Source organism: Mesorhizobium sp. ORS 3428 (genome assembly GCF_001854785.1).
Lineage (GTDB): Bacteria > Pseudomonadota > Alphaproteobacteria > Rhizobiales > Rhizobiaceae > Mesorhizobium.
This window is the reverse complement of sequence record NZ_MDFL01000001.1, coordinates 133,583-157,644: the sequence shown is the minus strand read 5'-3', so window position 1 is coordinate 157,644 and position 24,062 is coordinate 133,583. Positions and strand designations below refer to the sequence as shown.

The 24,062-nt window shown below is 63.9% G+C and carries 15 protein-coding genes; 4 read left to right on the top strand and 11 right to left on the bottom strand.

Features of this window, described 5'->3' with window-relative positions:
- Together ORS3428_RS00660 and ORS3428_RS00655 are read right to left on the bottom strand one after the other, a co-directional pair.
- Positions 1-1,365 (bottom strand): NAD(P)-dependent oxidoreductase, encoded by a 1,365-nt coding sequence (locus tag ORS3428_RS00660; protein WP_071093872.1) that lies wholly within the window; start codon positions 1,363-1,365, stop codon positions 1-3.
- A gap of 114 nt (positions 1,366-1,479) precedes the next feature.
- Complete coding sequence (locus ORS3428_RS00655; protein ID WP_071093871.1) at positions 1,480-2,214, bottom strand: gamma-glutamylcyclotransferase; 735 nt, start codon at positions 2,212-2,214, stop codon at positions 1,480-1,482.
- A gap of 180 nt (positions 2,215-2,394) precedes the next feature.
- Here ORS3428_RS00655 and ORS3428_RS00650 point away from each other — a divergent pair, with 180 nt between their 5' ends.
- A complete protein-coding gene (locus tag ORS3428_RS00650; RefSeq protein ID WP_071093870.1) occupies positions 2,395-3,165 on the top strand; it encodes a VOC family protein in 771 nt (256 codons plus the stop codon).
- A gap of 136 nt (positions 3,166-3,301) precedes the next feature.
- Here ORS3428_RS00650 and ORS3428_RS00645 read toward each other — a convergent pair whose 3' ends face one another.
- Positions 3,302-3,790: a hypothetical protein gene (locus ORS3428_RS00645; RefSeq protein ID WP_071093869.1), complete on the bottom strand. Its 489-nt coding sequence runs from the start codon at positions 3,788-3,790 to the stop codon at positions 3,302-3,304.
- A 198-nt stretch (positions 3,791-3,988) separates the two neighbouring features.
- Between ORS3428_RS00645 and ORS3428_RS00640 the strand changes: the two genes are divergently transcribed.
- Complete coding sequence (locus ORS3428_RS00640) at positions 3,989-4,387, top strand: DoxX family protein (RefSeq protein ID WP_071093868.1); 399 nt, start codon at positions 3,989-3,991, stop codon at positions 4,385-4,387.
- Between the two features lie 22 nt (positions 4,388-4,409).
- Here ORS3428_RS00640 and ORS3428_RS00635 read toward each other — a convergent pair whose 3' ends face one another.
- Together ORS3428_RS00635 and ORS3428_RS00630 are read right to left on the bottom strand one after the other, a co-directional pair.
- Positions 4,410-6,836, bottom strand: coding sequence for a GcvT family protein (locus ORS3428_RS00635; protein ID WP_071093867.1), 2,427 nt, complete (start codon positions 6,834-6,836; stop codon positions 4,410-4,412).
- Positions 6,837-7,080: 244 nt separating this feature from the next.
- Positions 7,081-8,619, bottom strand: coding sequence for a trimethylamine methyltransferase family protein (locus tag ORS3428_RS00630; protein ID WP_071093866.1), 1,539 nt, complete (start codon positions 8,617-8,619; stop codon positions 7,081-7,083).
- Here ORS3428_RS00630 and ORS3428_RS33445 point away from each other — a divergent pair.
- Together ORS3428_RS33445 and ORS3428_RS00625 are read left to right on the top strand one after the other, a co-directional pair.
- A complete protein-coding gene (locus ORS3428_RS33445; protein WP_172833631.1) occupies positions 8,528-8,761 on the top strand; it encodes a hypothetical protein in 234 nt (77 codons plus the stop codon). The two genes, ORS3428_RS00630 and ORS3428_RS33445, sit on opposite strands and share 92 nt — an antisense overlap.
- A gap of 68 nt (positions 8,762-8,829) precedes the next feature.
- On the top strand, positions 8,830-9,420 hold the full coding sequence (locus ORS3428_RS00625; RefSeq protein ID WP_071093865.1) for a transglycosylase SLT domain-containing protein: 591 nt from the start codon (positions 8,830-8,832) through the stop codon (positions 9,418-9,420).
- A 30-nt stretch (positions 9,421-9,450) separates the two neighbouring features.
- On the opposite strand, the gene ORS3428_RS00620 is transcribed toward ORS3428_RS00625, so the two are convergent.
- The 6 genes from ORS3428_RS00620 to ORS3428_RS00595 all read right to left on the bottom strand — a co-directional run bounded on the left by ORS3428_RS00620 (position 9,451) and on the right by ORS3428_RS00595 (position 23,965).
- Entirely contained in the window at positions 9,451-11,643 is a 2,193-nt protein-coding gene (locus tag ORS3428_RS00620) for a dipeptide ABC transporter ATP-binding protein (RefSeq protein ID WP_071093864.1), read from the bottom strand.
- Between the two features lie 47 nt (positions 11,644-11,690).
- Positions 11,691-12,848: an ABC transporter permease gene (locus tag ORS3428_RS00615; protein ID WP_071093863.1), complete on the bottom strand. Its 1,158-nt coding sequence runs from the start codon at positions 12,846-12,848 to the stop codon at positions 11,691-11,693.
- Positions 12,849-12,859: 11 nt separating this feature from the next.
- The gene (locus ORS3428_RS00610) at positions 12,860-13,894 is read right to left on the bottom strand and encodes an ABC transporter permease (RefSeq protein WP_071093862.1); all 1,035 of its coding nucleotides are present in this window, start codon (positions 13,892-13,894) and stop codon (positions 12,860-12,862) included.
- A 152-nt stretch (positions 13,895-14,046) separates the two neighbouring features.
- Positions 14,047-15,705 carry an ABC transporter substrate-binding protein gene (locus tag ORS3428_RS00605; protein ID WP_071093861.1) on the bottom strand — a complete coding sequence of 553 codons (1,659 nt, stop codon included), beginning with the start codon at positions 15,703-15,705 and terminating at the stop codon, positions 14,047-14,049.
- A gap of 275 nt (positions 15,706-15,980) precedes the next feature.
- Entirely contained in the window at positions 15,981-22,034 is a 6,054-nt protein-coding gene (locus tag ORS3428_RS00600; RefSeq protein WP_071094041.1) for a translocation/assembly module TamB domain-containing protein, read from the bottom strand.
- 2 nt (positions 22,035-22,036) lie between these two features.
- Positions 22,037-23,965 carry an autotransporter assembly complex protein TamA gene (locus ORS3428_RS00595; RefSeq protein WP_071093860.1) on the bottom strand — a complete coding sequence of 643 codons (1,929 nt, stop codon included), beginning with the start codon at positions 23,963-23,965 and terminating at the stop codon, positions 22,037-22,039.
- Positions 23,966-24,062: the final 97 nt, after the last annotated feature.

Here is a 24,062-nt window from a genome sequence, read left to right as displayed (position 1 = left end):
TCATGCCCTCCCGTTAGAGGTCAGTGCCCGGTGGATGGATTCGGCGGCGTCGCGCCCTTGAGCCACGGCCGAGACCGTGAGGTCATCGCCGCCGAAGATGCAGTCGCCGCCGGCCCAGACCTTCGCCAGCGAGGTGCGCCCTTCGGCATCGACCTTGATGCGGCCGGCTTCGAGCTCGATCGAGGCGACGCTGCCGTTGAGATGGGCCGGCACGAAGCTCTGGCCGATCGCCTTAAACACCTGGTCGGCGGCGAGCGTGAGCCGCTCACCGGTGCCGACGAGCTTGTCGCCATTCATGGCAGTATATTCGAGCTCGATCGCCGACACCTTGCCGTTCTCGGCAATGACGCGCTTCGGCTGCAGCCAGTGGCGGATGGTGACGCCGTTGGCGGCGGCCAGATCCTGCTCGAAGCCGGAGGCGTTCATGTGCTCCTGCCCGCGCCGGTAGCAGATCGTCACCTCCTCGGCGCCGAGCAGCTTCGACTGCACCGCGGCGTCGATCGCCGTCATGCCGCCTCCGATGACGACGACGCGCCGGCCGACCGGCAGGCTGGAAAGGTCGCTCGCCTGCCTAAGCTCAGCGATGAACTCGACGGCGTTGGCGACACCGTCTGCATCCTCGCCTTCGGCACGCAGCGCATTGACGCCGCCAAGCCCAAGGCCGAGGAACACGGCGTCGTAGTTGCGGATCAGGTCGGCCAGTTGGAAGTCGCGGCCAAGCGCCTTGCCGTTCTGGATGTCGATGCCGCCGATCGAGGTGACGTAGTCGACCTCGGCCTGGGCGAAATCGTCGACGCTCTTATAGGCGGCAATGCCGTATTCGTTGAGGCCGCCAGCCTTCGGTCGCGCCTCGAGGATTGTCACGTCATGACCGTGGCGGGCAAGGCGATGCGCGGCCGCGAGGCCCGAAGGCCCGGCGCCGACCACGGCGACCGACTTTCCGGTCGGCTCGGCGCGTTGATAGAACTGCTTGTTCTCGTTCATCGCGACATCGGTCGCATAGCGCTGCAGCCGACCGATCTGCACCGGCTTGCCTTCCGCCACCTCGCGAACGCAGACCTCTTCGCACAGCGTTTCGGTCGGGCAGACGCGAGCGCACATGCCGCCGAGGATATTCTGGTCGAAGATGGTCTTGGCCGAGCCCAGCGGATTGCCGGTCGCGATCTGCCGGATGAACATCGGGATGTCGATCGACGTCGGGCATGCATTCATGCACGGCGCGTCGTAGCAGAAGTAGCAGCGGTCGGCCTCGACCAGCGCCTCGTGGTGATCGAGCGGCGGATGCAGGTCAGAAAAATTATCGGCATATTGCTCAGCCGACAGCCGCCCGCCGGCGATGCCTTCGATGAAATGACCAGTCGCCATTCCAGTTCCCCTTTGTTTTGTTTTGGGGAAGGCTAGCACGTTTTATTTTTTTATCAATTGGTCAATTTTCGGCCAAGTCACTGTAATGGCTGGATAAAAACTTGATAATCGCAGTCATATTAAAGCAGCGACCGCTGTCTCCGACGATTCACTGCTTGCGATCCTGTGGCCATGGATCGACCTGATCTCGTCCGCAACCAGCTCCTGCAATCGCCACAGATTGCGGTCGTGGATGCCGAATGTCTCGAGGTGGCTGACAGTATTGTAGAGATACTCCGCGCCGGAGCCGACATGGCCGCAGGCGCGCGCCAGCACCCATGCCACCTTATCCAGCGGCTGACCGAGAGAGGTGCCTTTGCCGGTCACGCCAACCCAGAAACCCAGTGCTCGCAAAGACCCTTGCGCGGTGCGCACCGAAACCCAGCGGACCGAACTGATCGCCTCGTGATCGTCGATTTCACGCCGCAGCAATCGCTCGATCTGGGCTGGTTTCTCGCCATCGGGCAGACGGTAGATCACGCCGTCGCAACGCCCGCCGCGCTCGAGCGCCATCATCAGCCCCGGCTGCTCGGCACTGCCTCTCCAGCGCACCAGGTCCAGACAGAAGGAGCGATGCCAGCCATAGGCCGAGGCGCGCCGCTGCTCGACGGATTCGAAGGCCGGCTTCCAGATCAGCGAGCCATAGGCGAACACCCAGAGCGGCCCCTCGTCGGCTTCGCCGGAGAGGCGCAAGGCAAGCGCGCGGAAATCGTCGTCGTTCAACTGTGTCCATTCCCCGCTGGGGCCGGGATCAACCTCCTCGCGGTGGCACAGAGCGACAAGCTCAGGCGTGAGCGACATCCGACGCATGGAAAAACAAGAGCCCCTCTTTGACGCCAGCAAAGTCGAAAACCGCGGAGCGCGCAAGATTGCTGGCGCGGCGCCTTGCCGTTCTCGATTTCTGAACCAGATGTCGGATTTCTGTCGCTGAGATCGTCCTAGAATGGATCGAAACCGCGATCGCTGCCTGAACCGGTGAGGAGACCGATCATGCCGAATTCCCCCTTCTTTTGGTACGAGCTGATGACCACCGACCTCGACGCCGCCGAGGCCTTCTATACCGCCGTTGTCGGCTGGAGGGCCGAGCCCTTCGCCAAGGCGCCGGGCATGCCCCGCTACATCGTGATGAATTCCGGCGAGCGCGGCGTCGGCGGGCTGATGACGATGCCCGAGGATGCCACCAAGATGGGGATGCCGCCGGCCTGGCTCGGCTACATCCACACCAAGAATGTCGATGCCTCGACGAAGGCGCTGCAGGAGGCGGGAGGTGCTGTCCACCGCGCACCGGATGACATTCCGAGTGTCGGCCGCTTCGCCGTCGTCGCCGACCCGCAGGGCGCGACCTTCATGCTCCTGCAGCCCAATGGCCCGGACCAGCCGCCGGTACCGGCCACCACGCCCGGCCATATCGGCTGGCATGAGCTTTACACCTCGGACTGGAAAGCGGCTTTCGATTTCTATTCCGGCCAGTTCGGCTGGGAGAGCGCCGGCGAGTTCGACATGGGCGAGATGGGCATCTACAAGACCTTCACCGCAGGCCCGGAATCCGGCGGCGGCATGATGAACAAACCGCCGCAAGTTCCCGTGCCGGTCTGGCAGTTCTACTTCAACGTCGACGCCATCGACGCCGCCGCCAAGCGCGTGACCGACAATGGCGGCAAGGTCCTGATGGGCCCCATGGAAGTACCCAGCGCGCAGTGGGTCGTCCAATGCCAGGATCCGCAGGGCGCGCATTTCGCGCTGCTCGCTCCGGTGCGGTAGCAACATCGCGTCGTGATTGGCGAAACCGACAGCAACAGCGGATCTCCCCTCGTGGCCTCGTCGCGGGGGGACTTCCGGCCCACCCCCGCAGTTGCTGACCGGCAGGACGGTGAAGGCGCTGTACCGCCGAAATCACCTACTCYGGCGCCAGCACTGCCAGCTTGAGATCGGCCTTCCTCGCGCCGCTGAGCTGAACAGTCGCCGGACCGGCGGACAGTTTGAAACGCACGCTCTTGCGAATGCCCGGGCACGTCTTCGCGCGACTGAAGCCCGCCGACTTCACGGCATGGCCGTCTTGGACGAGATCGATCCAGGCCTCATCGGACAGGCTGAACTGGAACTCGCCTTCGGCTGGTACGGTCACGCTTGCCGTCGCGCCGAACGTGCCGGCTGCCGGCGCATGTCCCGGCGGAATTTCAAAGCTGACCGTGTCRACCGCCRCAAGTGYGAAATCCACCGCTTGCCCGACTGCYAGCGRAGCRCCGGACTGTGCGGCGGGAGCTGCCGGAAACAGGGCCTGCTCGCGTGTCACCGGCCATTTGAAGGCATCACAACCGGGGTCGCCGGCCATGGCGAGGTTCGTGCCTGCAAGGAACGCGACTAGGCTGATGACTGCTTTTTTCATGGCAAAGGGGCTCGCACGGTTGGTGTATCCACACATCAATACAACCACAGAGGTATGAATGCAACCATGACGTGAATGGGTATGGGAGGCGAAACCATTTCCACTCACCGATTGTTGATGGCAGGCCAGGGGAAGTGAGTGGTCCATTGCCGGTCGATAATTTATGGCCGGTGCCGCGGGGGGCAAATAGAGTGTTGCATGAAGCTTTTGGAAAGCCTTGCCCAATACCGGCCGCCAGCTCTGGGCGTGCTTCGCATCATGACGGCGTTGCAGTTCGTCGAGCACGGTACACAGAAACTGTTCAATTTTCCTGCCGGCGCCCATGGTGGGCCGCTGACCGGACTCGCGCTGACGTCCGCGATTCTCGAATTTGCCGGCGGCATCCTGCTGGCGTTGGGCCTTTTCACGCGTCCGGTGGCGTTCCTGCTCTGCGGCGAGATGGCGGTCGCCTATTTCATGGTGCACATGCCGCGCAACTTTTTCCCGGCCAACAACGGCGGCGACGCAGCCATCCTGTTCTGCTTCGTTTTCCTCTATCTGTTCTTTGCCGGTCCAGGCTCCTTCGCGCTGGACAATCGCGACAGCGCAACGGCCTGACAGCAGAGGCGCGCGCCTGAGATCAGGCGCGCATCCGTTCGAAAYTGGCATCGAACAGCGGGGCAGCCTGAACGCGGGCCGCATGGCGCTTGCCGAGGATCTCGATCTGGAAACCGTCCGGTGCATCGGCGATCTCCTTCGGCACGTAACCCATCGCCACCGACTTCTTCGAATTGTGGGCGTACCCACCCGAGGTGACCCAGCCGCGCACGGCGCCATCATGCCAGATCGCCTCGTCACCGATGACATCGGCATCGTCCGCCTCGACGATGAAGGCGCGCAGCCTGAGCCTGCCGCCTTGCTTGCGCTCGGCGAGGGCCGCTTCCTTGCCGATGAAATCCGCGTCCTTGCCATAGGCGACGAAACGGTCGAGTCCGGCCTCGACCGGTCCGTAGATCGGTCGGTATTCGCGCGCCCATGAGCCGTAGTTCTTTTCGAGCCTGAGCGCATTGAGCGCGCGCGAGCCGAACAGGCCGATGCCGAATTCCTCGCCTGCTGCCATTAGCGCCTGGTACGCGGCGCGCTGATATTCCGGCGCCACCCAGATCTCGTAGCCGAGATCGCCGGTGTAGCTCACGCGCCCGACCAGGCAGGGCGCCATGCCGATATCCATTCTGGCCACCGCCATGAAGGGGAACGCGGTGTTCGAGACATCGGCGCGGCTGACCTTCGCCAGCACCTCCCTCGCGTTCGGGCCGGCGATGGCAAGGCCGGTAAGTTTCTGGCCCAGCGCCTCGATGCGCACCGAGCCGTCCTTGGGCAGATGCGCCTCGAACCAGCGCATATGGTATTGCTCGGCGACACCGGAGCCGGCGATGAACCATTCGCCGTCCCCGATATTGGCAAGCGTGAAGTCGCCGATCAGCTTCCCGTCTTCCTTCAGCATCGGCGCCAGCGTCATGCGGCCAGGCTTGGGCAGCTTGCAGGCAAGCACGCGGTCGAGCCAGGCTGCCGCCCCTTCGCCGGTGACTCTGTATTTGGCGAAGCTCGAAATCTCCGAAAGGCCGACGCCGTTGCGAACGGCAGCAACTTCTGTCGCGACGTGCTCAAAGTCGCTCGAACGCCGCCACGAGAACTCGTCCTTGACGCCTTCGGGCGCATACCAGAGCGGCACCTCCAGCCCATAGGCGACGCCCCATTGCGCGCCCTTGGAAGACAGCGTGTCGTAGACCGGCGTTGTCTTGAGCGGACGCCCGGCGGGCAGCTCTTCGTTCGGAAAGCGGATCGAGAAGCGCCGTGAATAGTTCTCCCGCACCTTGGCGTTGGTATAGGCCATCGTCGCCCAGTCGCCGTAGCGCGCCACGTCCATCGCCCAGATGTCAGCGCCCGGGTCGCCCTCGATCATCCAATTGGAGAGCGCGAGACCGACACCGCCTCCTTGGCTGAAGCCAGCCATGACGCCGCAGGCGACCCAGAAGCCCGGCAGACCGCGCACCGGGCCGACGAGCGGATTGCCGTCTGGCGCGAAGGTGAAGGGGCCGTTGATGATCTGCTTGATGCCGGTGTTCTGGAAGGCCGGGAAATGGCGGAAGCCGACCTCGAGCGACGGCGCGATGCGGTCGATGTCCGGCTCCAGCAGCTCGTGGCCGAAGTTCCAAGGCGTGGAGAATTCCGACCAGGGCTTGTTGGCCTTCTCGTAAGTGCCCATCAGCATGCCGCCGCGCTCCTGGCGCAGATACAGCTCACCGTCAAAGTCGACCGCRTGGATGATCTCGGTGCCGGTCTTCTTGTTCCAGTCGGCCACCTCGGGCATGTCCTCGGTAATCAGGTACATGTGCTCCATCGCCAGAACCGGCAGTTCGAGCCTGACCATGCGGCCGACCTCGCGCGCCCAGAGCCCGCCGGCATTGACGACATGCTCGGCAATCACGTCGCCCTTGTTTGTGATGACGCGCCACAGGCCGTCGGGCCGGCGCACGATGTCCTCGACCTTGGTGAAGCGCTCGACCTCGGCGCCGAGCTTGCGCGCTGCCTTGGCATAGGCATGCGTCACGCCCGACGGATCGAGATGGCCGTCCTCCTTGTTGCGCACAGCGCCGACGAATTGCTTCGGATCGAGCAGCGGCATCAGTTCGGCCGCTTCCTTCGCCGAGATCACTTCGAGGTCGATGCCGAGATAGCGGCCCTTCGATACGACGCCGCGCAGCCAGTCGAGCCGCGCCTCGGTCGCTGCCAGAAGCACGCCGCCGGTCAGGTGCACGCCCGTCGCCTGACCGGAAAGCTCCTCGATCTCCTTGTAGAGCGAGATCGTGTATTTCTGCAGCTTGGCGACGTTGGGGTCGCCATTGATGGTGTGCATGCCGCCGGCCGCATGCCAGGTCGAGCCCGAAGTCAGCTCATCGCGCTCCAGAAGCACGACGTCGGTCCAGCCGTGGYGGGCAAGATGGAACAACACGGAGCATCCGACGACACCGCCGCCGATGACCACGACCTTTGCATGCGACTTCATGAGTTCTTCTCGTTATTTCAGTGAGTTGGATGGGTGAGATGAATCGGCCTGGGAGGCACCAAGCCACCCCCCTCTGGCCTGCCGGCCATCTCCCCCTCAAGGGGGGAGATCAGCAGCGGCGACGCCGCCGAACTCTTTTCAACGCTGATGATTGGCGAAGGCAGATACGACGGCCAATCTCCCCCCTTGAGGGGGAGATGTCCGGCAGGACAGAGGGGGGTGCCTCGCGCTGACGTCAAGGAAATCACGGCTCGCCCTGCCCGATCCCTTCCTTGCGCCGCGCGACATAGGCTTCGAGTGCCTCGCGCACGGCGGGGTCCATGGCCGGCTGGACATATTCCTCCAGCGCCTTTTTCCAAAGCCGCGTCGCCCGCGCCGTCGTGTCGAGCGCGCCGGCCTCCTGCCAGGCCTCGTAATTCTGCCAATTCGAAAGCATCGGCTGGTAGAAGGCAGTCGCATAACGTTCCAGCGTATGCGGCTCGCCGAAGAAGTGGCCGCCGGTCGGCACCGCGCCAAGCGCCTCCACCGCCAGTTCGCCCTCGTCAACCACGATCGGCCGCAGGAATTCCATCATGTGCTGGATCATCTCGACGTCGATAATGAGCTTTTCGAACGATGCGGTCAGCCCACCCTCCTGCCAGCCGGCGGCGTGGTAGACCAGGTTGCCATGGCCGAGCACCGCGCCCCACAAGGCCATCAGCGTCTCATAAGCGCCCTGCGAGTCGGCGGCATTGGAGGCGGAGCCCGGCGTCGTGCGGTACGGCAGCTTGTAGCGCCGCGCCAACTGGCCGGAGGCGATGTTGGCCTTGGTGTTTTCCGGGGTGCCGAAGGCCGGCGCGCCCGACTTCATGTCGACATTGGAAGTGAAGGCGCCATACATCACCGGTGCGCCGGGGCGCACGAGCTGCGTCAGCACAATGCCGAACAGCGCCTCGRCATTCTGCTGCGCCAGCGCGCCGGCGAGCGTCACCGGGCTCATCGCCCCCATCAGCGTGAACGGCGTCACCGCCACCGACTGGCCGTATTCGGCCATAGTCATCAGCCCTTCGGCCATCATCTCGTCAAAGCGGCGCGGCGAGTTGACCGAGATGATGGTGGTGACACCGGGATCGTCGCGCATCTGCTCCAGCGTCAGCCCGCGCGAAATCGCCATCATCTCGATGCCGTCAAGCGCCCTGCCCCGACCGATGGCTGAGACGTGGAAGCATTTGTCGGTCAGCGTCAGGTTGGCGAAATAGGTGTCGAGATGGCGCGAATTGGCCGGCAATTCGATCGGTGCGCAGACCTGGTTGCCCAGCATGTGGATGCAGTTGAAATGCTGCGCCAGCCGGACGAGATCCGAATAGTCGGCAAGATTGCCGGCGCGGCGGCCGCGCTCCATGTCGTGCACGTTGGGCGGCCCGGCGACCAGCGTGAAGTTGATGGTGTTGCTTCCGAGGTGGATGGCGTTGGYCGGATTGCGCGGCGTCAGCGTGTAGGCCGGGCGCGTCGTCTTCAGCGCTTCGTCGACCATGCCACGATCGATGCGCACGTTCATCGAGCTGCGATCGACCTTTGCGCCGGCGCGCTCGAACAGCGTTAGCGCCCGCTGGCTCATCACCTCTATGCCGAAATTCTCGAGGATATGCATCGACGCCTGATGGATGGCCTCGATCTGGTCGGCAGAAAGCACGGCCATCGGCGGATAAGGATTGATCACGCGCCGCGGCGGCAATTGTGGGATGGCGCTCGGCCCCCGGTTGCTGCTCCGCTCTGCGCCGCGCCTTCGTCTTGGTTCTGTCATGCGCGCATCAGAGCGTCAGCGCGATGCGATGGCTGTCAGGAATTCGTCATTCGCCGGCGCGATTTTAGCCAAGGCGGCATTTTTCAAAATCACCAAAGAGAAAAGCGACACAATTGGTCGAAATATCAACAGTTGGTTTTGACCAGGCAGACGCCACCGTTAAGGAAGCTCGCAAGAATCCTTTTATGATTTCGGCCTATTCGTTTTCCAATGCGTAGGTCGAGTTTTAGTAAAATTGTCGCTGTCTCAGTGCTGCTGGCGCTTTCGGCCTGCGCGACGGCGCCCAGCCATATCAACGATGTCTGCGCCGTCTTCGACCAGAATGACGGCTGGTTCGACAACTGGCAGTCCGCCGCCGAGCGCACGGAGCAGAAATACGGCGTTCCCGTTCCGGTTCTGATGGCGACGGTGCGCAAGGAGTCCGGCTTCAAGAGCAACGCCAGGCCCCCGCGCACCAAGCTCTTTGGCTTCATTCCCTGGAAGCATGTTTCCACCGCCGCGGGTTACTCGCAGGCGCTCGACGGCACCTGGTCGCAATATCAGATGGAGACCGGCAACTGGGCGGCGCGTCGCTCCCGTTTCGCCGACGCCATCGATTTCGTCGGCTGGTATCATTCCAAGACCGCCGATACGTTCGGCGTCGCCCGCAATGACACTTACAATCTCTATCTCGCCTATTATCTCGGCTGGAGCGCCTATGGCCGCGGCAATCGCGGTGACGCCGGCGTGCAGAACTACGCGCACGCCACCGACCAGATGGCCCGCGACTACGCCGCGCAGTTGCGGCAGTGCGGCAGCTGATAGCGGCGCGGGGCTGAYGGCAGCAAAGCGCTAATTGGGCTTCGACTTCTTGCCGCTCCGGGGCTTCGGCGGGGAACCCTCAGAACCGGCGCTGTGCGGCGCATCCTCCGGCACGCCCTCACGCGCCGCGTGCTCCTTGTCGAACTTGATGACCGGCTCCATCTTCGCYAGCACGTCGTCGGCCAACCAGCACAGGCTCATATGGCCGTCGCCGAGATTCTTGATCGGCGGCACCTTGGTCTCGCACAGATTGTCCGGCACCAGCTTCTTGTAACCGCAGCGCGTCTGGAACGGGCAGCCGGTCGGCGGGTTCATCGCCGACGGGATGTCGCCCTCGAGCACGATATGCTTCTTCACTACGCTGGTGTCGGCGATCGGGATCGCGGACAGGAGCGCCTCCGTGTAGGGATGATAGGGCGGCGAGAAGATCTGGTCCGTCGTGCCCTGTTCGACGATATAGCCGAGATACATGACCACCACGCGGTCGGCGATGTAGCGCACCACCGACAGGTCGTGGCTGATGAACAACATCGTCGTCTTGTTCTTGCGCTGGATATCCATCAGCAGCTCGGTCACCGCCGCTTGCACCGAGACGTCCAGCGCCGAGACCGGCTCGTCGGCCACCACCACCTTGGCGTCGCCGGCAARGGCGCGCGCCACGCCGATGCGCTGCTTCTGGCCGCCCGACAGCTGGCGCGGCTTGCGGCTCTCGAAGGCCCTGGGCAGCTTCACCAGGTCGAGAAGCTCCAGCATGCGCTTGCGCCGCTCGGCGACCGTCTTGCCGACATTGAACTTCTCGAGTGTGCGAATGATCTGCGCGCCGACCGTGTGGCTGGGGTTCAGCGTGTCGAACGGGTTCTGGAACACCATTTGGATCGAAGACACGGTCTCGACGTTGCGGTTCTCGATTCCGGTCGACTGGATCTCCTTGTTGCCGAGGGACACCGTGCCCGAGCTTGCGGTCTCGAGCCCCAGAAGCACCTTGGCGAGCGTCGACTTCCCGCAGCCGGACTCGCCGACGATCGCGACCGTCTCCGACTCGCGCGCGGTGAACGAGATCGTCTCGTTGGCCTTCACCACGCGGCCTTCGCTCGAGCCGAACACCTCGCTGCCGCCGACCTTGTAGTATTTCTTGAGGTCGTCGATCTTGAGCACCGGCTGGCCAGGCTCGACGCGCTCGTTGACCTTCTTGGCGCCCGGCGGCAGCGCTTCCCAGTCGATCTCGTTGAAGCGCACGCAGCGCGAGAAATGGCCCTCGTGCCCTTCCACCGGAATCATCGGAATTTCGGCGGCGTTGCAGACGCCCTCGACGAAATGGTGGCAGCGCGGGCCGAAATTGCAGCCTTTCGGCCGCTCGTGCGGCAGCGGCAATTGCCCGGGAATGGRGATCAGCGGCCGCGAATTTTTGTCGGCGCCAGGCAGCGGGATCGAGCGGAACAGGCCTTGCGTGTAGGGGTGGCGCATCCGGTCGAACACGTCCTCGATCTTGCCGGTCTCGACCGCCTCGCCGGAATACATCACCGTGATCTTGTCGCAGGTCTCGAGGATGAGGCCGAGATTGTGCGAGACAAAGATCATCGAGGTGCCGAACTTCTCGCCGAGCCCCTTGACCAGCTCGACGATGCCGGCCTCGACGGTGACGTCGAGCGCCGTCGTCGGTTCGTCAAGCAGGAGCAGCGCCGGCTTCGACAACAGCGCCATGGCAATGACGATACGCTGCTGCTGGCCGCCGGAAAGCTGGTGCGGGTAGGAACGCATCATGCGCTCGGGGTCGGGCAGCTTCACCGCGCGCACCATTTCGAGCGCCCGCTTGTAGGCCTCTTCCTTCGAGACCTTGTCGTGGATCAGCGGCACTTCCATCAATTGCTGGCCGACTTTCATCGCCGGATTGAGGCTCGCCATCGGCTCCTGGTAGATCATGGCGATCTTGTTGCCGCGGATGGCGCGAAGCTCCTCCTCGGACATCTCGCCCATGTCCTTGCCCTGGAACTTGATCCGCCCGCCGACGATCTTCCCGATGTTGGAGAGGTCGCGCATGATGCCGAGCGACACGGTCGACTTGCCGCAGCCGGATTCGCCGACGATGCCCATCGCCTCTCCGGGCATGACCGTGCAGGAAAAGTCCATCACCGCCGGGATCTCGCCCTTGCGGGTGAAGAAGGAGATCGAGAGATTCTCGATCTCGATGATCGGTTGGGCCGGATCTCGAACTGCCTCGTTCATGGGTCGCTCCAATCCTTGTTTTTCAAGTAGGGCCGAAGACCCCGCCATCAATCCTTCATCGACTGTTCGCGCAGCGAGTCCGCCAAAAGGTTCAGCCCCAGCACGAACGACATCAGCGCGATCGTCGGCGGCAGCGCCGGATGGATGAAGGAGCGCAGCAGGCGGCTCRCATCCTTGATCGCCGTGCCCCAGTCGGGGCTCTCGGGCGCCAGGCCCAGGCCGAAATAGCCGAGCGTGCCGAGCAGGATCGTCGTGTAGCCGATGCGCAGGCAGGCATCGACGATCAGCGGTCCGCGCGCATTGGGCAGTATCTCCCATAGCATGATGTACCAGGGCGATTCACCACGCGTCTGCGCCGCCGCCACATAGTCGCGCGTCTTGATGTCCATGGTAAGGCCGCGCACGATGCGGAACACGCCGGGACTGGAAGCGAACACCACCGCCACGAAGATGTTGAGCTGGTTGGGATCGATGTGGACGATGTGCAGCGGGTCCTTGTCGAAGACCAGGCCGGCATAGATCCAGCCGCCAATGACCAAAGTGAGGCCGAGCAGGATGTAGATGCGGTCCGACCGGTTCTTGTAGCGGGTCCAGAACAGCACGCAGAAGAAGATGATCGGGAACAGGAAGAACAGCCCGGCCATCGCATAGGGAATCGGCGTGTCCATGATGCCCGGCGTCACCAGGAGGTAGAACAAGAGGATCACCGGGAAGGCCAGCACCAGGTTGGCGAGGAACGACAGCACGGTGTCGATCTTGCCGCCGTAATAGCCCGCCGGCAGGCCGAGCGTGATGCCGACCATCAGCGCAAAGCCGGTCGCGGCCGGCGCGATGATCAGCACGATCTGGCTGCCATAGACCATGCGCGWGAACACGTCGCGCGCCAGCTTGTCGCCGCCGAAATAGAAGATGAGCTTTGTCGTCGGCTCAATCGCGCCGGGCAGCGCGTCCTTCATGACCGACATCTGGGCCAGCGGATCGAAGGGCGAGATGGTCGCGGCGAAGATCGCCGTGAACAGCCAGAACAGGCAGATACCGACGCCGGCAACGCCGACGCCGCTGTCGAAGAGCTGGCCGTAGAGACCGAGCTTCTTGCGGTAGCTGTAGCTGGTGCCCATAACCAGCACGAGCGCGATCCACACCGGCCAGAAACGCCAGAGCACGCCGATCACGTCATCGAAGGCGCTGATATATTCGATCTGCATCCGCCCTGCCCCTACTGAACCCTGATACGCGGATTGAGAAACGCGTAGCCGACATCCGAGATAAGCTGCGTGATCAGCACGATGAACACCGAGACCAGCGAGCAGCCAAGCAGAAGGTCGATGTCGTTGTTGCCTGCAGYCTCGACCAGCGTGTAGCCGAACCCCTGGTAGCGGAACATCACCTCGACGATGACGACGCCGGTGAGCAGCCACGGGAACTGCAGCATGATGACGGTGAATGGCGCAATCAGCGCGTTGCGCAGCGCATGCTTGATCACCACGCTCCTGAAGGAAAGGCCCTTGAGGCGGGCGGTGCGGATATATTGCTGCGTCATCACCTCGACCATCGAGGCACGCGTCATGCGCGCGATATAGCCGGTGCCGTAGATCGCCAGCGTGATCACCGGCAGGGTGAAATTATAGAAGGTGATGCCCTGGCTGGCGGACGCCGCCGAGCCGTTCAGCCAGCCGAGCCACGATGCGAAGATGACGGTGAAGATGACGCCCGACACATATTCAGGCGTCGCCGTGGAGGCGATCGAGGCGACCGACAGCGTCCGATCTGTGCGCGAGCCCTCCCGCATCCCCGCCAGGATGCCGATGAGCAGCGAGACCGGCACCATGAGCGCCAGCACCCAGAACATCAATACGCCGGTGGCGCCGAGCGCCGGGAAGAGCTTCGCCGCGACCGTCGTCTTGAATTTGGTCGAACAGCCGAAATCGCCCTGCAAGACGCCGGAGAATTTCGGCTCGACCGGATCGTTGCAGAAGGAGAAGCGCTGCGTTGTCTTTCCGGTCGCCGGATCGGTGATCGGATGCTTGGGCAGGATGCCCAGCCACTGGCCGTAGCGCAGGAAGAAATTCTGCCGGTAGCCATGGTTGACCAGCCAGCTTTCGAGCTGGTCGGCCGACGTATGCATTTCCGTCTGGCTGATCGCCAGCTTCTTCAGATTGGGCTCGAGATTGACGAGGAAGAAGACGACCAGCGTSAGGCACAGCATCGTGAGGAGTATGGTGCCGATGCGTCTTGCGATGAATGAGAACATGCGTGCCCCCCTGCCGGCCGGGTTGGGGTCAGATACGTTCAACCCTGTATCGAAAACCTTGTGACGCCACGTCGCCGCTGCAGCTCATGCAACGGCGACGAAGCTGCGAATACGAGGGGCTGGCGCGCCCCTCGCACTCATCGCGCCATAGATCACGCCTGTTCGAGCCAGACCTTGCCGAAGTCGTGCTCGTAGGTGGGGTGCATCGCGTGGTTCTTCACCTCGGGCTTGATGTTGATGTAGAGCTTGCGCCAGTAAGGCTGGATGATGATGCCGGAATCCTGCAGGATCTGCTCGATATCCTTCATCACCACCTTGCGCTTCTCCGCATCGGCGATCCCGAGCGCCTCGTTCACCTTCTTGTCGAACTCCGGATTGGAGTAGGCCGTCTCGTTCCAGGCCTCGCCGCTGCGGTAGGCGATGGCGATGACCTGGATGCCCAGCGGACGCATGTTCCAGTTGGTTTCCGAGAACGGGTACTTCGTCCAGTCGTTCCAGAAGGTGGCGCTCGGCAGCACGGTGCGCTTCACCTTGATGCCGGCTTCGCGCAGCTGCGCCGCGATCGCATCCGTGGTGTTCTTGTGGTAGTCCTCGTCATTGCTGATCAGCTCGTGCTCGAAATCGAGCACCCCGGCTTCCTGCAGCATCTGCTTGGCCTTGGCGATRTCGCGCTTGATCTCCGGCAGCTTGACATATTCCGGATGGATCGGCGCCACATGGTGGTTTTCAGCCGGCGTGCCGGCATTGCCGTAGCCGAGCTGCAGCACCGTGGCGTTGTCGACCGCAAGCAACATCGCCTGACGAACCTTCTGGTTGTCATAGGGCTTATGATTGACGTTGAAGCGCGACACCACAGTGGCGGCCGTCACCACTTCCGAAACCGGAGCGCCGACGCCTTCGATGATCTTCACATAATCGGCGGTCGTTTCGTGGTTGGTCTGCACCTCGCCCGATTCGAAAGCCGAGACCGTCGCGGCCGGATCGGTGCCGTAGTCGATGAACTCGACGCCGTCGAGGAAGGCCTCGCCCTGYCACCACTTGCCGGTCGTGCGACGCTTGTAGACCACCTTCTGGCCGACATCGTAGGAGACGAGCTCGAACGGACCGGTACCGATCGGGCAGCTCTTGAAGTTGGCACCTTTCTGGTCGAAGGTCTTGTGCACGACCAGCGCCGGATAGTCGGTCAGGTTGGCGATGATGGCGATGTCCGGYTTGCTCAGCTTGAGCTTGACCGTCATGTCATCAACCTTGACCACCGAGCCTTCACGCAGCTTCTTGGTCTTTTCATCGACGAGGCTGCCGAGACGGCCGGGCATAGAGTTGCCTTCCGCGGTCTTGTCGGCCCAGCGGGTGAAATTATAGACCACGTCGTCGGCGGTGAACTTGTCGCCGTTGTTCCATTCGACGCCCGGCCGCACATGCAGCGTGTATTCGGTCGCGTCGTCATTGATATCCCAGCTCTGGATCAGGTACGGCTCGAACGTGAAATGACGGGTGTACTTCACCAGCGGCTCAAGCGCCTGGCGTTGGGCGTTGGYGATTTCCGACCAGTCGGCGGTGCGGGGATCCTTAGGATCCTTGACGGACATGGCGACCTTCAGCACGCCGCCCTTCTTGCCCTGCACGTCCTCGGCCTTGGCCGGCGTCGGCGCTGCGAGACCGAGCATTCCGTAGGCCATAGCCGTCGATGCGCCGAAGATGCTGGCTAAAGCCAGGAATTCGCGGCGATCCACCTTGCCCGACTTGGCCTCCTCGGCCATCGCCAGGATATGGTCCGGAACGCGGTCACCGTTACTCTTGTAGATTGCCATGACTATCTCCCATTGTTGGCTTTCTGCCTTTTAACATTCCGCATCCAGACCGTGATGTCAAAAGACTGTGTGGAGTGGGAACGTGTCGGGGAAATGTGYAACTTTGGAACGAGGCCGGTTCGCGTGATAGCGACAGTCTTGACGCAAATTTGTTAGTGCACTGCACATTTCCCAAAAAATCGACAGGGCAATTAAATCAATACATATAGGCGGATAGGGGCCTTGCGGTCGCGGCAGAAGCGCTCGTCGCCCCGCAGAGGGCGGGCGCCCTGTCATCAATATTCGCGCTCGTAGAAGACGCCGCCTTTTGCTTCGCCCGCATCGTTGGCCTCGCCGCGCAGCTTGACACCGCGCCCGACATCGAGGTCGATCGTCGCCTTGCCGGAGCCCGGCTTGTCGCCCTTCTGGATCGTCACATAGGTGCGGTCGTTGAGGTACTTGCCGGCCGAGACGGCGGTGCCRCCCTTCTCGTCCGTCGTCACGTCGAGATTGTCGACGCCGATGGCGTTTTGCAGGTTTTCGAGAAGCGAGGTCGAGCCGCCGACGCCCGCCAACTGCGCGGCGGCTTGCGCCAGTTGCGCGATCTGCAGCGGTGACAGCTTGGACATGGATTGACCGAATATGAGCTGTGCAAGGATCTCGTCCTGCGGCAGCGCCGGTACGGAGGAGAAAGTGAATTTCGGATTGGTGGCCTCGCCCGACACAACGATCGTAACCGTTGCGCTGCTCGTCGTCGTGGTCGCCGTCAGGTTGAGGTAAGGCACCAGCGAACCCTGGAACCCGACCGTGCCCTCGGTGAAGGTCAGCCGCTTGGCAAGGACTGTCAGCCGTCCGCGCTGCAAGGTGAAGGTGCCCACCGCTTGCGGTGAGGAAGCCGGGCCGGTCAGCTTAAGCGAGCCGCCGAGCTCGGCATCGACGCCCCTGCCCTGGATGAAGATCTGATTCGGCGCGTTGACCGTGACGTCGAGGACAAGGCCGCTTCCGCTGTTGCTGTTGCCGCTGGACGTGGCCGGGCGCAGCGCCTTGTCCTGCGCGCGCACCGCTCTGGGCGCGTTCTTGTGCTTGACGTCGAGCGCCGAGAGCGAGCCCGGTAGTTTTTCCGGAACGGTGATGACGGTCCTTGCCAGATTGATGGTGCCGGCGATCACCGGCGCCGAGACGAGCGGTCCCTTGATGGTCAGGTCGCCGCCGAGATTGGCGGTGACAACCCTGCCGTCGGTATAGCGGCCGTCGGTGAGCTTGACCGACAGATCGGCTGGGAAGCCCTGCGCGGGGGTGATGCCGACGGTACCGCTGGCCGAAAGGCTGCCGCGCGTCGAAAGCGTGCCGGTCAGGCGATTGATCCTCGCAACGCCGCCGCCGATCGAGACGTCGGCTGCGATGTCATTGACGGCAAGTCCGGAACGCGCGTCGATGAGGCGCGCGCCGGACGTGGTGACTTTGCCGCTGATCACCGGCGAGGATGCCGGGCCGCGGACTTGCACGTCGACATTCGCGGTGCCGTTAAGCGCAAGGCCTTGCGCGGCCAGCTTGGCGGCAAGGAAGGAGAACGGCACCTTGCCCTTGAAGTCGAGCGCCAGGGTCGGCGCGCCAGCGGTCGTCACCGTGCCGCCGCCCTTGAGACCGAGACCGGCGCCGTCGCTGATGTCGGCGTCGAAGGCAAGCTTGTTGGCGGCGAAGGTTCCCGACGACGACACGTTCATGCCGCCAAGCCCCGCGCTGCGCGTCTGCGAGATCTGCACGCCGGAAGCGTTGACTTTGAATGCGACCGCAGGGCTGGCCGTGGCACCGGACACCTTGGCCGTGCCCGAGATCGAGCCGGCCGCGTCGAGGCCTGGCGAAAAGTTGTTGGCGAGCGACACCGGCACCCTGGCCAGATTGGCGTTGATGTCGAGCGCCTGCCCCACCTTGCCGGTCACCGTGGCCGTGCCGCCGCCGAGGTTGAGCACGAGCTTGTCCAGCGTCGTCGCGCCGTTGGCGATGGTCACGGTCGAAGCCTGTGCGATCGCCGCCTTGATGCCCTGAACCGTCGCCTGGCCGGAAGCAAGCTCGATGGTCGTCGTGCCGTTCGTCACCTTGACCCGGCCGGCCGCCTTGGCCGGAATGTTCTTGACCGTGGCGCCGCCGGAAAAGCCGGTCCAGTCGCCGTCGCGCTTCAGGTCGACATCGATGCCGATGACGGCGGTGCCGCCCGAGATCACGCTATCGGCGCGCACCTTGCCGGAAATCACCGGCGCGGTGAGGTAGTTGGCGATCTGCGCGTCGATGGCGACATTCTTGGCCGAGAGGTCGCCGCGCCTGATTGCCGCCGTAGTCGCCTTGACGGCGACGTTCGGTCCGTTGCCGGTTTTCGAGAAGGCGATCGATCCGCGCACGTCCCCCTCGGCCTTTTCCAGCGCAAGCGCCGCCAGCGGCCCGATGTCTGGCAGGTCGAGCGACACGGTGCCCACCGGCACAAACGCCTCGTCGAGCGCCAGATCGCCGGAGATCCTGCTCGATCCCAGCGACAGCAGAAGCCCGTTGATCGCACTCTTGCCGTTGGTGGTGGCAAGCACGGCATTGCCCTGCAGCGGCTGCCCGGCGACATTGCCGGTCAGTTGCATATTGGCCGCCGGATTGGCGGCATCCGCCTTGCCGGTCGCGGTCAGCTTGAGTCCGGTGATCTCGCGCGCCGCCACCGAAAGCCGGTCGCTGTTCACGGTCAGGGAAAGATCCGGCGCCGTTACGGCGCCCTGCGCGTCGAGGGCGAAGGTGATGGCGCCCTTGGCATCCTTCGACAGCAGCGAAATGTCGCCAAGCGCGCCCTTGACGGYRGCGCYRAGWTTGTTGTCGGCGACGCTCGCCTGACCGTCGGCGGTGAACGCGCCCGAYGCGACCCTCACCGGGCCGACGCTGACATTGCCCTTGGCGTCGCGTTGCGTCGTGGCACTGAGTTGCGTGCGTTCGGCGAGCACGCCGCGCACGGCCGCCGGCAAGGCGGCAGAAAGCACATCCGCCTTGACGGTGAAGTCGAYGGAGCCGTCGGCAAACGATACCCGGCCGTTGAAGGCTCCGTCCACCGCGCCGGTGGTTGCCGAGCCGCTGTCGATGGTGATCGCATCCGGAGCAAGGCTGCCGGCGATTTTGGCCGTGACCTTGCCGGCGACCAGCGGTGCAACCGTCGGATTGTCGAGATCGATCTTGTCGGCCGCGACCATGCCGGAGACCGGCCCGGTCCGGGTCTTGACGTCGAACCCGTCGGAATGGAGCGCCAGCGCCAGGCCTTCCACCTTGACGTGGTTGGCCGTGGCGGAGGGCAGTGTGGCCGAGATGTCGAGCCGCGGCGTCGCGCCCTGCCCGGCGGCCTTCACCGAAACCGCCTGCATTTCCAGCTCGACCGGGCTTGCGGCGGTGCCGAATTTGAGCGGCAGGCTCGGCCCGTTCGAGGCGAGATCGAGCGAGAAATCGCTGGCGCCGTTCGGATTGATCGTGCCGGCGGCCTTGCCCGAGACCTTGTCGCCGGAAAGCGTCGCCTGGTCGATTGTCAGGCCGCCCGCCGTCGAGACGCTGCCGGCAGCATCGAGATTGAGCGGCCCAAGCCCTGCCTGGCGGGTCTGGCTGGTCTCGGCGCCGGCGAGCTTGGCGTTGAAGCGAACATCAGGGCTGGAGGTCGGACCGGAGACGTGCGCCGTGCCTTCCAGCGTTCCGGCCGCATCAAGGCCAGTCACGAAGTCATTGGCGAGCGCTGCCGGCAGCCTGGCGAAATTGGCCGTCAGGTCGAGGATCTGACCGGCGCTGCCGGAAACCGTCGCYGCGCCGCCGCCGAGATTGAGCGCGAGCTTTTCGATGCTGGCGACGCCGTTGGCGATCGAGAGGCTGGAAGGCTCGGCGATCGCCGCCTTGATGCCGCGCACCGTCGCCTCGCCGGAGGCGATCTCGACGCTGGTCTTGCCGCCGGCAATCTTGACACGGCCGCTGGCGGTGGCCGGAATGCCCGACGCCGTCGCGCTGCCGGCAAAATTGGTCCAGTCGCCGTCGCGCTTCAAATCGATGCCGATGCCGCTGATCACCGTGCTTCCGGAWGTCACGCTGTCGGCCTTGATGGTGCCCGAAATCGCCGGCCCCTTGAGATAGTTGGCGATCAATGCGTTGACGGTGATCGTCTTTGCCGCGAGATCACCCCGCGCGATCGATCCGCTGGCCGCATTGATGGTCACGGTCGGYGCCTCGCCGTCCTTGGCGAAGGCGATCGTGCCGTTGATGTCGCCGGTCGCCGTCTGGCCGCCAAGCGCCGCCAGCGGCGCAATGTCAGGCACGGCRAGCGTCAGCGTGCCAAGCGGCAGGAACCGATCGTCGAGCGCRAGATCGCCCGAAACCTTRTCGTCGCCRAGCGCCAGGCTGAGCCCCCGKATCGAGCGCTTGCCGTCGGCGGTCACCAGCGACGCCCTGATGTCGAGCGGCTGGTCTGCGGCGCTGCCCGTCAGCGAAACATCGGCCGATGGGTTGGCGATGTCGGCCTTGCCCTTGGCGGAGAGCTTGATGTCCTTCACGGTGCGGCCGGCCGCGGTCAGGCTGGCGCTGTCGGCCGAAACCGAAAAGTCCGGCGCCCAGCGCGGGCCGCTCGTCGTAAGCGCGAAATTGATCCCGCCGGCCAGCGGCGTGCCGGCGAGTGACGACAGCGCCGAGACGTCGCCCAGCGAGCCCTTGACGTCGGCCTGGATGTCCGAGCCTTGCGCGCTTGCGGTACCGCTGGCACTGAGCGAGCCCGAGGTAAGTTGCAGCGAATTGGCGGCGAACGCCCCTTGCGGATCGCGGGTCGCGGTGGCCGAGAATTTCACCCGCTGGCCGAGTAGCGAGCTGATCTGCGGCGGCAGCGCCGTCGACACCGCGTCGGCATTCATCTTCAGCGTCATCGACAGATCGGCGAGCGAGACGCCGGCCGTCAGCGTGGCGTTGAGCGCGTCGCTGCGCAGCGTGCCCTGATCGATGGTCACGGTCTCGCGGCTGATCGAGCCGGAAAGATCGGCGGYGAGCTTGCCAGTCACCAGCGGCGCCAGCGTCGCCACATCGGTCTTCAGGCCAGCGGCGGCGAGCTTGACGCTGACCGGGCCGCTAAGGGTCTCGACATCGAAGCCGTTGGAATGGATCTCTCCCGTCAGATTGTTGAGCTGTGTGCCGCCGACGGCCACCGAGGCCAACGACGTGCCGATATCGACCGCCGGCGCCTTGCCGTTGCCGAAGGCGCGTGCGGTCGCCTTCTCGACAGCGACCAGGATCGGCACCGCGCTGTTGCCGACATCGATGGTGACGGGCTTGTCCTTGGCCGAAAGCTCGACGGCAAGGTCGTTGGCGCCTTTCGGGTCGACATTGCCGGTCGCCGTGCCGTGGACCGTGCCGCTCTCTATGCTGGCCCGCTCGATATCGACCCCGCCGCTTGTGGTCGCGACGCCGGCAACATCGAAGGACGTCTTGCCGGCAAACAGCGACTTGAACTTTTGCGGCACGAAACGCTCGAATTCGCCGTCGCCCTTGGCCTCGATATAGTGACCCTTGTCGTTCAGCTGATGGCGGCCGGTGAGCTGGGTGACGATCTGGCGGTCGACAACGAAGGTGCCGATGCCGTTCCAGTTGGCGAGCGGCCCGGTGCCCGAAACGACGATGTTGACAGGCGGCGCATCCGGCAGCTTAAGCAGATTGGCGATGATGCCGCCCACCGGCTCCGATGCCTTGAGGTCGAGGTCGAGCTTGTTGTCGGCCGGCGCGAAATAGACCTTGGCGTCGACATTGCCTTGCTTGCCGTCGTGACGCGCGACGTTGAGCACCGTCTCGATCGCCAGCGGCGACGGATCGGCCCTGAGCGAGCCCTTGGCGGCGAGTTCCGCAATGCCGCTGCCGGCGAGTTCCTGCCCGAGCGCTATTTCCGGCAGGTCGATCTGCTTGACGTCGATCGAGACCGGCAGGCTGGTCGATCCGCCTCGCGACGGCTGTTGGCTGGCCTGAGGCAGCCGCGCCAGCTCGATGCGCTCGGCCGCGATCCGGTCGGCGTTGAAATTGCGCGACAGCAACGCCGTCGGCGACCAGTCGAGCGCCACCTTGCGCGCCACCAGCCAGGGCCCGGTGCGGTCCTCCAGCACGATATGATCCAGCCGCAACGCACCCGACCATATGCCCTCGATGCCGCTGACGGTGACCTTGYGGTCCTCCGTCGAGGCCATGGTCGAAATCAGGCTTGCCAGATTCTGGCGGCCGCCTTCGGTGCCGGTCAGCACGGCGAGCGCGCCGACCGCCACCACTATCAGGACGAGCAGCGCGTAGAGAAAGATGCGAAGGATGCGCCAGAAGATCCTCATCATCAGAACGCCTGCCCGATGCCGGCATAGATGCCGAAATGCGGATCGCTTGGATCGCGGTTGAGCGGCACGGCGGCATCGATGCGCAGCGGCCCGAACGGCGTGAGATAGCGCAAGCCGACGCCGGCGCCGGCCTTGACATGCGAGAAATCGGGGAAGGATTTGGTCGAGACCGTGCCGGCATCGACGAAGGGCACGATGCCGATCGTGTCGGTGACGGCGATGCGCATCTCGATCGAGGTCTCGAAGAGGGAGAGGCCGCCGATCGGCTTCCCGTTGATGTCCTTCGGACCGATCCCCTGATAGGCATAGCCGCGGACCGAACCGCCGCCGCCCGAATAGAAGCGCCGGTCGGCCGGAACATTCTGCAGGCTGGTGCCGACGATCGAACCGATGGTGGCACGTTCGGCCAGCACGAATTTGCTTGCCGTATCGAGCGACTGGTAGGCGGAGYCTTCGCCCTTCAGCTTGAGGAAGGTCGCGCCGTTCAGGATGTCGTAGCTCGGTTCGGCATAGGCGAGCGCCCGAAAACCGCTGGTCGGGTTGAGCTTGTTGTCGCGGCTGTCATAGACATATTGCAGCGGAACGCTGGCGATCAGATAGGTGTGCTTGCCGAAGACGTCGGTGATCCTTGAGTAATCGAGGGCAAATTCTGCCGAAACTCTCTGCTTTTTGTCGAGGTCGTAGGAGACGCCCAAATTGCCCTTGACCGAGAAATGGTCGTAGGCGTCGGGGTGCTCGAACACCGTCTTGATGCCGGTGAAGAACTTCGATGTCGGCCCGAGCACGCCCGGCTTCTCGAACATGATGCCGGCATTGTAGTTGAGTTTGGAAATGCTGTTGGCGCCRATGCCGCTGATCGAGCCGTCGATGCGCAGCTTTTCCGCCCGGCCGAACAGATTGCGGTGGCCCCAATAGYCCTCCAGCCCCAAGCCTTCTGTATTCGAATACGTGYCGCCCAAGCCGAAGAAGTGCGGCTTGCGCTCGCTGACCTGCACATTGATCGGAATGTTGCCGTTGGCGTCGAGCCTGTCGCCTTCCTTGATGCTCACGCTGTTGAAGACCTCGAGCCCGAGCAGGCGGTCGCGGGCATCGTCGATCTCCTGCGGCGAATATTGCTGGCCGCGCTTGAGGCCGGTCATGTACTCGGTGAAGTCGCGATCGACCTTCTCGGTGCCCTCGACTGTGGTGGCGCCATAGCCGGCGACCGGGCCGGCGGCCACCGTCAGCGTGACGTCGAGCGTTGAGGTGGCATGATCGGCGACGATCTCGCGATCCGTGACCTTGGCGAGCGGTCTGCCCTCCTCCTTCAACGCCCGCACGATCGCCGCTTCTGCCTTGATCACGGCCCCCGATGAGGCATCCCCGCCGGCGATCAGGCCGAAATCGGCGCTGGCCAGCCCGGCCGCGTCGCCTTTCAGCCTGATGTTGCCCAGGGTGAATTTCGGTCCGACGGTAATGTTGACCATCACCGGGATGGGCTGCGGCCCCTTGAATTCGGCGTCCGGCGGCAGTTCGTCTATGGACTTGCCCTGGATGGTGATGGTGACCACGCCTTCGTATCGGGCGTCGGCGTAAAGCGCGGCAACGAGATGTTCGCGGTCGCTCCGCGCCTTGGCCATCAGGCCGAGCGACCCCGACACCGGATGCTCCTCGTCGTTCTTGAGCGCCGAGGCATCCTCGAGCTTCTTGAGCAGATCCTTGTCGGCGTCCGGCGCGCTAATGGTCACCGAATAGCGCAGCGGATTGACGATGTCGGCATCCTCGTCCTTGGACGAACCCCAGAGCTTTATGCCGAAAATCTCGAAAGCGGCCGCAGGCAACGCCGCGCCGGCAAGYGTGACCGAGCAGACAAGGGCGAAAAGCAGGGCGCGCGGGAGCCTGCGCCCTGGCGCGATCCCTCCTGACATCTGCGTTTCATGYGCCCGCATTAGGACAACCTAGTCGACAAAACTAAAATTGGAATGAAGTTCTGAAACGCTCGTAAAGGGGCCACAATCCAATTGTCTGAAATAGACCGGGCTTGGA

Coding starts and splice junctions, on each gene's coding strand:
- ORS3428_RS00660 (WP_071093872.1), bottom strand. CDS start 1,365: ATGGCGACTGGTCATTTCATCGAAGGCATCGCCGGCGGGCGGCTGTCG.
- ORS3428_RS00640 (WP_071093868.1), top strand. CDS start 3,989: ATGAAGCTTTTGGAAAGCCTTGCCCAATACCGGCCGCCAGCTCTGGGC.
- ORS3428_RS00650 (WP_071093870.1), top strand. CDS start 2,395: ATGCCGAATTCCCCCTTCTTTTGGTACGAGCTGATGACCACCGACCTC.
- ORS3428_RS00625 (WP_071093865.1), top strand. CDS start 8,830: ATGCGTAGGTCGAGTTTTAGTAAAATTGTCGCTGTCTCAGTGCTGCTG.
- ORS3428_RS00655 (WP_071093871.1), bottom strand. CDS start 2,214: ATGCGTCGGATGTCGCTCACGCCTGAGCTTGTCGCTCTGTGCCACCGC.